General features: G+C 64.4%; 11 protein-coding genes. 10 read left to right on the top strand and 1 reads right to left on the bottom strand.

The window, feature by feature from the left end:
* Positions 1 to 30 precede the first annotated feature (30 nt).
* From BST40_RS03075 to BST40_RS03035, 10 genes are all read left to right on the top strand, one after another.
* Positions 31 to 831, top strand: coding sequence for a thymidylate synthase (locus tag BST40_RS03075; protein ID WP_083153400.1), 801 nt, complete (start codon positions 31 to 33; stop codon positions 829 to 831).
* On the top strand, positions 828 to 1313 hold the full coding sequence (locus BST40_RS03070) for a dihydrofolate reductase (protein ID WP_075549934.1): 486 nt from the start codon (positions 828 to 830) through the stop codon (positions 1311 to 1313). Before BST40_RS03075 ends, BST40_RS03070 begins: the two co-directional genes overlap by 4 nt.
* The gene (locus BST40_RS03065; protein WP_083153394.1) at positions 1313 to 2530 is read left to right on the top strand and encodes a winged helix-turn-helix domain-containing protein; all 1218 of its coding nucleotides are present in this window, start codon (positions 1313 to 1315) and stop codon (positions 2528 to 2530) included. Before BST40_RS03070 ends, BST40_RS03065 begins: the two co-directional genes overlap by 1 nt.
* Positions 2527 to 3696, top strand: coding sequence for a restriction endonuclease subunit S (locus tag BST40_RS03060; protein WP_116526579.1), 1170 nt, complete (start codon positions 2527 to 2529; stop codon positions 3694 to 3696). Before BST40_RS03065 ends, BST40_RS03060 begins: the two co-directional genes overlap by 4 nt.
* On the top strand, positions 3683 to 5242 hold the full coding sequence (locus BST40_RS03055; protein ID WP_083153392.1) for a class I SAM-dependent DNA methyltransferase: 1560 nt from the start codon (positions 3683 to 3685) through the stop codon (positions 5240 to 5242). Before BST40_RS03060 ends, BST40_RS03055 begins: the two co-directional genes overlap by 14 nt.
* A 382-nt stretch (positions 5243 to 5624) precedes the next feature.
* Positions 5625 to 5972 (top strand): hypothetical protein, encoded by a 348-nt coding sequence (locus tag BST40_RS29235; protein WP_131808389.1) that lies wholly within the window; start codon positions 5625 to 5627, stop codon positions 5970 to 5972.
* A 718-nt stretch (positions 5973 to 6690) separates the two neighbouring features.
* On the top strand, positions 6691 to 7443 hold the full coding sequence (thyX, locus tag BST40_RS03050) for an FAD-dependent thymidylate synthase (RefSeq protein WP_075549937.1): 753 nt from the start codon (positions 6691 to 6693) through the stop codon (positions 7441 to 7443).
* 69 nt (positions 7444 to 7512) lie between these two features.
* On the top strand, positions 7513 to 8415 hold the full coding sequence (gene dapA, locus BST40_RS03045) for a 4-hydroxy-tetrahydrodipicolinate synthase (protein WP_075550021.1): 903 nt from the start codon (positions 7513 to 7515) through the stop codon (positions 8413 to 8415).
* A 19-nt stretch (positions 8416 to 8434) separates the two neighbouring features.
* Positions 8435 to 10111 carry a ribonuclease J gene (locus tag BST40_RS03040; protein WP_083153391.1) on the top strand — a complete coding sequence of 559 codons (1677 nt, stop codon included), beginning with the start codon at positions 8435 to 8437 and terminating at the stop codon, positions 10109 to 10111.
* A gap of 574 nt (positions 10112 to 10685) precedes the next feature.
* Entirely contained in the window at positions 10686 to 11966 is a 1281-nt protein-coding gene (locus tag BST40_RS03035) for a wax ester/triacylglycerol synthase family O-acyltransferase (protein WP_244174269.1), read from the top strand.
* A gap of 31 nt (positions 11967 to 11997) precedes the next feature.
* Here the strand turns inward: BST40_RS03035 and BST40_RS03030 are convergent, their stop codons facing one another.
* Positions 11998 to 12870 carry an SAM-dependent methyltransferase gene (locus BST40_RS03030; RefSeq protein WP_075549940.1) on the bottom strand — a complete coding sequence of 291 codons (873 nt, stop codon included), beginning with the start codon at positions 12868 to 12870 and terminating at the stop codon, positions 11998 to 12000.
* Positions 12871 to 12872: the final 2 nt, after the last annotated feature.

The following is a 12872-nucleotide window of genomic DNA, read 5'->3' as shown; positions in this document are numbered from 1 at the left end:
GGGTTGGGTCGACGCTAAGCTGGCCGCGTGGTGCCGATTGCGACTCCCTACGAGGACTTGCTGCGCCTGGTGCTTGAAACGGGTTCGGCCAAATCCGACCGTACCGGCACCGGCACCCGCAGCCTGTTCGGCCAGCAGATCAGGTACGACCTGTCCCGCGGCTTCCCATTGCTCACCACCAAGAAGGTCCATTTCAAGTCGGTGGCCTACGAGTTGCTGTGGTTCTTACGCGGGGACTCCAACATCGGCTGGCTACACCAGCACGGAGTCACCATCTGGGACGAATGGGCAAACAGCACAGGCGATCTCGGTCCCATCTACGGTGTGCAATGGCGCTCCTGGCCGACCCCGTCGGGTGAGCACATCGACCAGATCAGCGCCGCCCTGAATTTACTGCGCACCGATCCCGATTCCCGCCGGATCATCGTGTCGGCCTGGAACGTCGGCGATATCCCGCAGATGGCGCTGCCACCGTGCCACGCGTTCTTCCAGTTCTACGTCGCCGACGGGCGGCTGAGCTGCCAGCTCTACCAGCGCAGCGCCGACCTGTTCCTCGGCGTGCCGTTCAACATCGCCAGTTACGCGCTGCTCACCCACATGATGGCCGCGCAATCCGACCTCGACGTCGGCGAGTTCGTCTGGACCGGCGGTGATTGCCATATTTATGACAACCACCTCGAACAGGTCCGCGAGCAATTGCGCCGTGAACCCCGACCATACCCGAAACTGGTTCTGGCCCAAAGACATTCGATCTTCGACTACACCTACGAGGATATTCTCGTCGAGAACTACCACCCGCACCCGGCGATCAAAGCCCCAGTAGCCGTATGACGACGGTGGGCCTGATTTGGGCTCAGTCAACGTCGGGTGTCATCGGCCGCGGCGGTGACATTCCGTGGCGGGTACCCGAAGACCTCGGCCACTTCAAACGGGTCACCCTGGGCCACACGGTGGTGATGGGCCGGCGGACCTGGGACTCGCTGCCGGCCGCAGCCCGGCCACTGCCCGGCCGGCGAAATGTGGTGCTGAGCCGCCAGCCTGGCTTCGTAGCGGAGGGAGCCGAGGTGGTCGGTTCGCTCGAAGACGCCCTCACCGGCCCGGAGGACACCTGGGTGATCGGCGGCGCGCAGATCTACGCCCTTGCCCTGCCGCGGGCCATCAGGTGTGAGGTCACCGAGGTCGACGTGGACCTGCACCGCGACGACGACGACGTCTTGGCCCCGCTGCTTGACGCGACATGGCATGGCGACGCCCGGCAGTGGCTGGTCAGCCGGTCCGGATTGCGCTATCGGTTTCACAGCTACCACCGGTGATGAGCGCCCTGACTGCCGCGCAGGCCCGCCGGGTGGCGGTCGCGGCGCAAGGCTTCGCCGAGCCCAAACCAGCCGGGCCGATCACCCGCGCACATCTGCGGCGGCCGATCTCGCGGATTCAGGTGCTGCAGCTGGACTCGGTGTCGGTAGCGGTGCGCGCGCACTACGCGCCAGTGTTCAGCCGCCTAGGACCCTACGACCGCGATGTGCTGGACCGCGCCGCATGGGGCCCGCGCTCGTCGCGATTACTGGTCGAATATTGGGCGCACGAAGCCGCATTGATGGCCGTCGACGACTGGCCGTTGCTGCGCTGGCGGATGCGTCAGTATCGGCATGGACGTTGGGGAACCCAGATCGTCAAGGCCAACCCGCAGCTGGCCGACGACATCGTCGCCGCGGTTGCCGAACTCGGACCCAGCACCGCCGGTCAGATCGAAGCCCACCTGGCCGCCGAGCCGCGCATGCGAAAAGGAACGTGGTGGAATCGCAGCGACACCAAGTGGGTCGCCGAGGCGCTGTTCGCCTCCGGTGCGCTGACAACCGCCACCCGCGTCGGCTTCGCCCGGCACTACGACCTGGTGGAGCGAGTATTGCCGGCCGAGGTGCTGGCGCGGGAGGTCGACGACGACCAAGCCGTCCGGCAGCTCACCCTGCGTGCCGCCACCGCGTTGGGCGTGGGCACCGAGGCCGATCTCCGCGACTATTTTCGGCTGACCGCCCAACAGATCAAGCCGGTGATCGCAGAGCTGGTGGCCGCGGGTGAAATCGAGCGGGTGCGTGTCGAGGGCTGGCCGGTGCCGGCGTACCTGCGGGCCGGCCAGACTGTGCCACGCCGCGACCGCGGCACCGCGCTGCTATGTCCCTTCGACCCGTTGATCTTCTTCCGGCCACGGGTCAAGCGGCTGTTCGATTTTCATTACCGCATCGAGATCTACACACCGGCGGCCAAGCGTCAGTACGGGTACTACGTGTGGCCGCTGCTGCTGGACGGACAGCTGGTCGCGCGGGTGGACCTCAAAACCGACCGCGCCGCCGATTCGTTGCGCGTGCTGGGGGCGTTCGGTGAGCCCGATTCGCCACGGACGCGGGTCGCCGCGGCGCTGGCCGGCGAACTGGCGTCGATGGCGTCCTGGCTGGGGTTATCCGGTGTCGGCGTGTCCGGGCGCGGCGACCTGGCCGAGCCGCTTCGCATTGCCGCCAAGCGGGCCGGCGGATGAGGACCGGACGCGTCAGACTGGGCGATCATCTCGATTTCGCCCACGGACGTGCTTTGCCGACGCGGCTGTCCGCCGGCGGCTTTCCGGTCTGTGGCGCCAACGGGATCATCGGCTACGCGGACCAACCCAATTCCCGGGGGCCGTTGATCGTCATCGGGCGCGTCGGTTCGTATTGCGGGAGCGTGCATTACCACGATGGCGATGTGTGGGTCACCGACAACGCACTCGCCTGCCGCGCCAAGCGCCCCGAGGAAACGCGCTACTGGTATTACGCACTGCAGGGCTGCGGACTCAATCGGTATCGCGCCGGCTCGGGTCAGCCCCTGCTCAGTCAGACGATCCTGCGCGACGTTTCGACGCGTGCCGCCGCCGCACCTGACCGTTCCCGAATTGGTGACGTGCTTGGAGCACTGGACGACAAGATCGCTGCCAACAGCCGAGTTATCGAAGCCGCCGAGGGGTTGATGCTGGCGATCGTCCAAAGCGTTTCTGATCGGGTGCCGCTGTCGACCCTGGCGAGAAGGTCAGCCACGTGTCGTCATCCCCAGGAATTCGACGGCAGCGTCGCATATTACAGCTTTCCCGCGTTCGACGACGGCGCCGTGCCCGCCGTCGTCGATAGCCGCACGATCAAGAGCGTCAAGTCCGTTTTGACGCAGCCGTGCGTATTGTTTTCCAAGCTGAATCCGAGGATCCCGCGAATCTGGAATGTCACCAGCCTCGCAGCGGAAATAGCGCTGACGAGTACGGAGTTCGTCGTCCTGCATCCCGTTGGAGTCGATACGTCGGCGTTGTGGTCGGCGTTGCGACAACCCGATGTCGGGGCCAGGCTCCGGCGTCGGGTGGCGGGCGTGACAGGAAGCCGTCAACGCATTCAACCGGGTGAGCTTCTGCACGCACCGGTGCGCGATGTGCGGCGATTGACCACCGCACAAGCGACGGCGATATCCGGCCTGGGGGCTCTGTGCCATGGCCGACGTGCCGAATCGGTGCGGCTGGCGGTGGGCCGCGACGCGATGCTTCCGCTCTTGGTGTGCGGCGACGTCAATGTCACAGATGCCACGCCGATGCCGCACACTGCGGAACTGAGGTACTCATCGGCCGGCGGTGGCCTGGCACTGCGGCGCAACATCGAGATGGAGGAACCCACGGATGCCTCCCGGTAAGAAGCAGGAACCGTCGACGCTCAAGGAGCTCAAGGACACGCTCTGGAAGGCCGCCGACAAACTGCGGGGGTCGATCGGGGCCAGCCAATACAAAGACGTCATCCTTGGCCTGCTGTTCCTCAAGTGCTTGTCAGACGCGGATACCGAGCAGCGCACCGCAATCGGGGCGGCGTCGTCCGGCGCGAAGCGCGGTGCGTTCACCGTGCCAGCGAACGCCCGCTGGGAGTTCCTGGCCGCACACGCAGAAGGCAAGTCGGTGGTCGCCGGTGAGCCGGCGAAAAGCATCGGTGTGCTCATCGACGAGGCGATGGACGCTGTGATGCAAGCTAATTCGACGCTCGCCGTGAGCCTGCCCCGGATATACAACCGGGACAACATCGACCAGCGCCGGCTCGGTCAGCTGATCGGACTGTTCAGCACGGCACGTTTCAGTCGCCAGGGTGAACATCGCGCCCGGGACCTGATGGGCGAGGTGTACGAGTACTTTGTCGGCAATTTCGCTCGCGCGGAGGGGAAGCGGGGAGGGGAGTTCTTCACTCCCGCGAGCGTGGTCAAGCTGATCGTCGAGGTGCTGGAGCCGTCACGCGGACGGGTCTATGACCCGTGCTGCGGGTCTGGCGGCATGTTTGTGCAGACCGAGAAGTTCGCTTACGAGCACAGCGGCGACGTCAACGATATTTACATCTACGGCCAGGAGAGCGTGGAGGAGACCTGGCGAATGGCAAAGATGAACCTCGCCGTCCACGGTATCGACAACAACGGTCTCAAGTGGGGTGACACGTTCGTCTGCGACCAGCATCCGGACGTCCAGATGGACTGCGTGATGGCCAATCCGCCGTTCAACATCAAAGACTGGGCGCGGAACGAGAAAGACCCACGGTGGCGTTTCGGCGTTCCGCCCGCCAACAACGCCAATTACGCATGGATTCAGCACATCTTGTCCAAGCTGGCACCGGGCGGCAGGGCCGGGGTGGTGATGGCGAATGGCTCGATGTCGTCGAACTCTAACGGCGAAGGCGTAATTCGCGCTCGTATCGTCGAGGAAGATCTGGTTGCCTGCATGGTCGCACTGCCGGCTCAGCTGTTTCGCAGCACCGCGATTCCGGTCTGCCTATGGTTTCTCGCCACGGATAAGAAGGCCGGTCGGCAAGGCACGATAGACCGCTCCGGCCAGGTGCTGTTCATCGACGCGCGCGAATTCGGCCAGCTGGTCGACCGAACCGAGCGGGTATTGGCCGCAGAAGAAATCACGCTTATCGGCGATACCTACCATGCGTGGCGCGGAACATATTCGGCTGACTCGAAAAGCATTGCATACCAGGATGTTTCCGGATTGTGCAAATCGGTAACGGTGGCGGAGATAAGGGCTGCCAACTATGTGCTCACCCCGGGTCGGTACGTCGACGCTCCCGAAATCGGTTGCGAGGGTGAGCCGAACGGCGGCGAAATCACACGGTTGACGGCGGAGCTGTTGACAGCGCTGGACGAGTCGGCGCGTCTGGAGACGGAGTTGCGAAATCAGTTGAAGCGGCTCAATGCGTGGTGAACTCGGCGCCGTGGTTAGCGATTGGTGAAGGGGAGGTCCCGCAGCGGTATCCGGGGCGCCACAACGACGGTCGTGATAATCGGCGATTATCTGTCAAGCGGCGACAAGTGTTGGACAGCGAACTCCGCGTTGCGAAGAATGAGTTACCAGTTGCCATGAATCACTTCGGCCGCGTGGACAAGGGCTGTTGTGGTTGTCGTCCACATCGGCGACCACCGTGGTTGAGCTGACAGGAGTCCCGTGCTGATGCGGCTACTCACCGGTCGGGCGCCCGTACAAGATGCCCGCGATATTGACGCGTGCTAAGCGAGAAGGTGGAGGCGTTGCGTTCGGTGGGGGTTGGTGTGCGTCGGGCTTACGCGAATGTGAATCGGAGTATGCGGTGAATGGCAGTGTTATTCGCAATGGCGAGCCGGAACCGGTCCAGCTTATGCCGCAAATGTATTCGTTCAATACCGGATCTGATCAGCATGGGCATCCGTATTTGATATTGAACATTCATACGGAGAATCTTGGCCTGTTCCTTGTACCGCTCGTGCCGGCGGCGGCTAGGCAACTCGGGTTGAAGTTGGTTGAGTTCAGGGCGGCTCAAAGGGGCATGACTGGTGTGCCGGCGCTGCCGGAAGACGTCGAGTGGGATGTGCCGGCAACGCGCGGGCCCTGGGCTATCACAGGCACTTTCGATGGCTGCATCGTTCGCGCCGCTCGCGATTGTTCCCATCGCCCATGAGCTTGGTTCCGCGGCCAGCGTGGCGGCATTGTCGATGTCGACACTGCTGCTAATCCATCGGTTCGACGGTCATGTTTCCGTTCGAGATGCGTGCCGTCGTCCTCCTATCCGGTGAAGGGGTGGTGGGCTGGAGTCCTCGTCGGCAATCTCGGTATCGGAGTACCGATGAGCGCCGCACATCGTTTCGACGGCCGCGAAATCCCTTGGGATCATAATGGTTCGCGTCGGTCTTGGTCACTGCTTTTGGACACCCGCTCCCGTGGATCGACGTTGCAAACAGCGCCATTGCGGAAGAGGTTATTGCATTGCCGGCAGCTTGATTTATCGATTGCCGCAAGCAGGGACGACGACGAATCGGACGCCTCGCGAGAAATGGAGGGCCTGTCAATCTCGGAGCCTGTCACGACCCGTCGGGTTTGTTCAATGCCAGCCTCGACGAAACGCATTCACCGCGGTGATCCGGCGGATGTGGACCTGGATACCCGTGGCTGAGCGATCCGGATGCGCCAGCCAGCACGAGTGTGCGTCCAGGGCTTCGAGGGTGTACACACGGCGGCGACGCGCCGTTGGGATTGCCCTGGACGCACACTGGGCGCCCTGGACCCACACTGGGCGCCCTGGAGGCACACTCGGCGGGCCGGCTTGATTGCCCGCCTCCTCAATACGCCTTCGAGGCGCACTCGAAAACGCACCAGGTCGTCCCGCTAGGGTGAGCGCCGTGGCCCAAACCGCCGCGCTACGCGTACACCTAATCGCCAAGACCGAGTTCTTGACGCCGCCCGACGTGCCGTGGACCACCGACGCCGACGGCGGCTCGGCGCTGGTGGAGTTTGCCGGCCGGGCGTGCTACCAGAGCTGGTCCAAGCCCAACCCCAAGACCGCGACCAATGCCGGCTACCTCAAGCACATCATCGACGTCGGCCATTTCTCGGTGCTCGAGCACGCGAGCGTGTCGTTCTACATCACCGGAATTTCGCGGTCATGCACCCATGAGCTGATCCGGCACCGCCACTTCTCTTACTCGCAGCTGTCGCAACGCTACGTGCCGGAAGGTGACTCGCAGGTCGTCGTGCCCCCGGGAATGGAGGACGACCCCGAACTGCAGCAGATCCTGGCTGCCGCCGCCGACGCCAGCCGCGCCACCTACACCGAGTTGCTGACCAAGCTGGAGGCCAAGTTCGCCGACCAGCCCAACGCCGTGCTGCGGCGCAAACAGGCACGCCAGGCCGCCCGTGCCGTGCTACCCAACGCCACCGAGACCCGCATCGTTGTCACCGGCAACTACCGGGCGTGGCGGCACTTCATCGCCATGCGGGCCAGCGAGCATGCCGACGTGGAGATCCGGCGGCTGGCCATCGAGTGCCTGCGTCAGCTCACCGACGTTGCCCCCGCGGTGTTCGCCGACTTCGAGGTTACGACCCTGGCCGACGGCAGCGAGGTGGCGACGAGTCCGTTGGCGACCGAAGCCTGAGCTTCGGCCCGGCACGCGCGCTGACGCTGCTGCCAAAAAGCTTGGCGGCGCCAGGTAACCTTGGACAACGTGAGCACCGTCGGATTCGACGTCCCCGCGCGCTTGGGGACACTGCTGACCGCGATGGTGACACCATTCGGCGCCGATGGCTCCCTGGACACCGCCGCGGCGGCGCGTCTGGCCAATCGCCTGGTGGACCAGGGATGCGATGGCCTGGTGGTTTCGGGTACCACGGGTGAGTCGCCGACGACCACCGACGACGAGAAGCTCGAGTTGCTGCGGGTCGTCCTGGAGGCGGTGGGGGATCGGGCCCGGGTGATCGCCGGCGCCGGCACCTACGACACCGCGCACAGCATCCGGTTGGCCAAGTCCTGCGCTGCCGAAGGTGCACACGGGCTGCTGGTGGTCACCCCGTACTACTCGAAGCCCCCGCAGACCGGGCTGACGGCACACTTCACCGCCGTTGCCGACGCGACCGATCTGCCGGTGCTGCTCTATGACATCCCGGGCAGGTCCGGCGTGCCGATCGAGCCCGAGACCATCCGCGCGCTGGCGTCGCACCCCAACATCGTCGGGGTCAAGGACGCCAAAGCCGACCTGCCCAGCGGCGCCCAGATCATCGCCGACACCGGGCTGGCTTATTACTCCGGCGACGACGCGCTCAACCTGCCCTGGCTGGCAATGGGCGCCATCGGGTTCATCAGCGTGATCGGTCATCTGGTGGCAGGTCAGCTTCGCGAGTTGCTGTCGGCCTTCCAGTCGGGCGACATCGCCACCGCACGCAAGATCAATGTCGCGGTAAGCCCGTTGTGCAAGGCCATGAGCCGTCTGGGCGGCGTGACCATGGCCAAAGCGGGCCTGCGGATGCAGGGCATCGACGTCGGAGACCCCCGGCTGCCGCAGATGCCCGCAACACCGGAACAGATCGACGCGTTGGCCGCCGACATGCGTGCGGTTTCGGTGCTTCGGTGAGTGATAGGGCGAGTCACCCGTGAACGAAGACCTCCCGCCGCCAGCTCCGTTGGCCGCGGGCGGACTACGGGTCACCGCGCTGGGCGGCGTCGGCGAAATCGGCCGCAACATGACGGTTTTCGAGCATCTGGGCCGGCTGCTGATCATCGACTGCGGGGTGCTGTTCCCCACCCACGACGAGCCGGGCGTCGACTTGATCCTTCCTGATCTGCGTCATATCGAAGACCGCCTCGACGATATCGAAGCACTGGTGCTGACGCACGCGCACGAGGACCATATCGGGGCCATTCCCTTCCTGCTCAAATTGCGTCCCGATATTCCCGTCGTCGGTTCCCGTTTCACCCTGGCGCTGGTCGCCGCCAAGTGCCGTGAGCATCGGATCAAACCGGTGTTCGTCGAGGTGGCCGAGGGGCAGAGCAGCAGACACGGGGTCTTCGAGTGTGAATACTTCGCGGTTAACCACTCCGTCCCGGATGCGTTGGCCATCGCTGTGTACACCGGCGCAGGCACGGTCTTGTTCACCGGCGACATCAAGCTCGACCAACTGCCGCTCGACGGCCGTCCCACCGACCTGCCCGGCATGTCGCGCCTGGGCGACGCCGGCGTGGATCTGTTCTTGTGCGACTCGACCAACGCCGAGATTCCCGGTGTCGGGCCATCGGAAAGCGAGGTGGGTCCGACGCTGCACCGGTTGATCCGGGGCGCCGAGGGCCGGGTCATCGTGGCATGCTTTGCCTCCAATGTGGACCGGGTGCAGCAAATCATCGACGCCGCAGTGGCTTTGGGCCGACGAGTGTCATTCGTGGGCCGGTCGATGGTGCGCAACATGGGTATCGCAAGGGAATTGGGTTTCCTGCGGGTGGCCGATTCCGATCTGATCGACATCGCCGCCGCGGAGATGATGCCAGCCGAGCAGGTGGTGCTGATCACCACCGGCACGCAGGGCGAACCGATGTCGGCGTTGTCCCGGATGTCGCGTGGCGAACACCGCAGTATCACTCTGACTTCGGGTGATCTCATCGTGTTGTCGTCGTCGCTGATCCCCGGAAACGAGGAGGCGGTCTACGGCGTCATCGACGAGCTCTCCAAGATCGGAGCCCGCGTTGTCACCAATGCCCAAGCGCGGGTGCATGTTTCCGGACACGCATACAGCGGCGAGCTGCTGTTTCTGTACAACGGGGTGCGGCCCCGCCATGTGATGCCGGTACACGGGACCTGGCGAATGCTGCGCGCCAACGCCAAGCTCGCGGCCGGCACCGGAGTTCCGGAAGAGTCGATCCTATTGGCCGAGAACGGGGTCAGCGTCGATCTGGTCGGTGGCAGAGCATCGATCGCCGGTGCCGTGCCGGTCGGCAAGATGTTCGTGGACGGGCTGATCACCGGCGACGTCGGCGAAATCACTCTGGGTGAACGGCTGATCCTGTCGTCGGGCTTTGTCGCGGTGACCGTGGTCGTCAAGCGTGGTACCGGCCGCCCGGTGGCGGCGCCGCATCTGTATTCGCGCGGCTTTTCCGAAGATCCCAAGGCGCTGGAACCCGCCGTGCGCAAGGTCGAGGCGGAGCTGGAATCGCTGGTCGCCGCCAACGTCACCGATCCCACCCGGATCGCGCAGGGCGTGCGTCGCACGGTCGGCAAGTGGGTGGGCGAAACCTACCGCCGTCAGCCGATGATCGTGCCCACGGTGATCGAGGTCTGACACTCGAACCTCGTCGTAGCAGGTGGCCATTCGAGCGGCCCAACTGCCCGGGCTTACCGCGCATACCTCGATCGAGGAGCAGGCAAACCACGCCGCACGACATCGATTGGCGTTTCCCGCTTGCCTGCCCTACCATGCAACGAAGGAAAGCTACAATGACTACTGTTGCTAGCGGTAACAGTTGGCTCCCGGCTTGATGACATTGTGCCGGAAGGCTTTTCCAGTCTTACGTCCTATTTTCATGCCGTAGTTCCACGCCGAGGAGAGATATGTCCCGCAACACCGTCTGCCACGAGTCCCTCTTCCGGCAAGTGGAAACCACATACTCGAGCCCCGTCTTCGTGGTTGACGTCATCGGTTAGCAGGAACGCCGTCGGTTAGCGGGCGGCAGCTACCCGCCTTCATTGCATGGCGTACGGGAAGCATGCACTCGCTACGTCCCGTGTCCGATTCCAGAGCGCGGCACGGGGCGTCGATCCGCTGGCGTTGCGCCGGCGATGCATGACATCAGATGAAATGCCTTATGCCGCTAGACAATCGACTCGCGTTCAATGATCAAGCGAGGTTTCTCGCAGTGCGCGCGACCGGTCTGGCACCGGTGGCTCAGTGGGTGTGGGTTTACCAGCGCCCCGTCGACCTGGATGGTCTGAGGCGTTTTCAGCGCAATCTCGGTCGCGGGTTGTTGGGACGGCGGATCGAGCGTTCTGCGCTGCCATTCGCCCGGCATCGGTGGATCTCGCCAAGGGTCTCGTCGGACATTGATATCGCGCGGCACTCCCGTCCGCGCGCGGAGTTAATCGAGTGGGCCGACGAACGGGCACAACTGCCTGTCGATCCGGAACGGGGCCCTGGTTGGCACCTCGGCGTGCAACCGTTTTCCGACGGCTCGACGGGCGTCAGCTTGGTGGCTTCGCACTGCTTGGTCGACGGGGTCGGTGGCGGTCTCGCGATTGCCGATGCGATCAGAGGCAATGTGGGCGATCTCGGCTACCCGCCGCCGCGTTCAGGTACTCGACTGGTCGCAGCGCTGTCCGATGCCCGCCAAACCGTGCAAGGCTTGCCCGAGGGTGCCCGGGCACTGGTGGCGGCGACCAAGCTTGCCCGGCGTCGCAAGCGAAACATTGCCCCGTCAGGGTCATCGCGGCCGCTCGTCATCGGTGCTGGCAAGGGTGACGCTGTTGCGATACCGGCTATCGTCATCTTTGTTGATCCTGACGATTGGGATCACCGGGCGAAAGCTCTTGGCGGCACGAGTAATTCGCTGTTCACAGCGTTCGCCGCGAAACTTGCCGAGCGACTGGGAAGTCGACGTGCCCACGACGGCCGGATCCGGGTGGGTATCACCGTCAACGACCGCTCCGAGGGCGACATGCGTGCGAACGCATTCTCGCTGGCGACCGTCGACGTCGACCCGAGTGGCCTCACAACGGATTTATCCGGTTTACGGGCGAGCATCAAACGCGCTCTCGCCGCTTTGCCGGAGGCAGTTGCCAAGTCGGCGCAGCTGCAACCGTTGATCCCGTTGACGCCGGAGTGGCTGGCAAGACGAATGACGGGCACATTGTTGGCGACTCCAGCGGTGGGCTGTTCCTACCTTGGCGACATCGACCCGTTGATCGGCCGGCCCGACGGCAGCGATGCGGATTCATTGTTCGTGCGAGGGGTCACGCAGCAGGTAACGCGACAGATCGTCGAGCAGGTGCGTGGCATGACCGCCGTGTCGGGCGGCCGCATCGGCGGCAAGGTTTCTCTCGCCGTCGTCGTCTACCAACTCGACCTGAATTCCACGTCTGACCTGCGTGAGCTGGCGGCGGAAACGCTGACGGAGTTCGGCCTGAGCGGCGCGATCGTCTAGCGGCTGGCTCTACTGCTGACAGGGTAGATGTCTAGATCTTCTCCGCATAGGCCGACCACTCGATTTGCGAGGCCTTGAGTTTGCGGCCGGTGGGCGCGACATAGCGCTGGACGAGTTCGTCGGGCCCGGCTTGTTCCACCAGCCGCCATCCGTACTCGGCGAGAAAATCGGCCACCTGCTCGGGCAGCAAGCCGAAATGCCACAACTGACGCCGTTGCCGGACGGCACGGTACAGCGTCCGGGTGCCGTATCGGTTACTGCCGTCGATGAAGTCGCGGCGCACGTAGGTGAATACTAGCCGACTACCCGGTGCGGTGGCGCGCAGTCCGTCCAACGTCCGCCGGACGGCGCGTTCGCTGAGGTACTGGGTCACGCCCTCGCAGATGAAGAAGACCCGGTAATCGGTGCGATAGCCGTGCTCGGCCAGTGCGGTGAGCAGATCGTCATGCTCGAAATCCAAGGCTACCAACCGAACTGACAGCGGCAACTCGCCCAGCACCCGTCGGACTGTTTTGGCCTTGCGCGCGATGTTGACCGGCAGGTCCACTTCGAAGACCGGGATGCGTACCTGCCGGGTCAACCGATAAGCGCGGGTGTCCAATCCGGCGCCGAGAATGACGACCGCGTCGACGTCGTCGAGTGCCGCGGTGAGCAAGTCGGCGATGAATCGTTTGCGGCACACCAGGTTTGCCCACAGCCCGCGGCCTGACCACTCCGACGCCGCGATGAACAGGCGCCGCAGTGTGGTCGGCCGGGTGGCGCTGACAAGCCAGCGCAGCGGCCTGGGCAAGAACAGGTCCGCGAGGTCGTCGTCCACCAGCCGGTGCTCGGGTGGCTCGTTTTGTTCGACGGCCGATAAGACCATCGGGCCGAATGCGGTCTGTGCAGCGGGATTTCGGGCCATCA

The sequence above is a fragment of the Mycobacterium persicum genome, assembly GCF_002086675.1.
Lineage (GTDB): Bacteria > Actinomycetota > Actinomycetes > Mycobacteriales > Mycobacteriaceae > Mycobacterium > Mycobacterium persicum.
This window is presented reverse-complemented; position numbering and strand designations above follow the sequence as displayed.

Coding starts and splice junctions, on each gene's coding strand:
- BST40_RS03070 (WP_075549934.1), top strand. CDS start 828: ATGACGACGGTGGGCCTGATTTGGGCTCAGTCAACGTCGGGTGTCATC.
- BST40_RS03065 (WP_083153394.1), top strand. CDS start 1,313: ATGAGCGCCCTGACTGCCGCGCAGGCCCGCCGGGTGGCGGTCGCGGCG.
- BST40_RS03060 (WP_116526579.1), top strand. CDS start 2,527: ATGAGGACCGGACGCGTCAGACTGGGCGATCATCTCGATTTCGCCCAC.
- BST40_RS03055 (WP_083153392.1), top strand. CDS start 3,683: ATGCCTCCCGGTAAGAAGCAGGAACCGTCGACGCTCAAGGAGCTCAAG.
- BST40_RS03030 (WP_075549940.1), bottom strand. CDS start 12,870: ATGGCCCGAAATCCCGCTGCACAGACCGCATTCGGCCCGATGGTCTTA.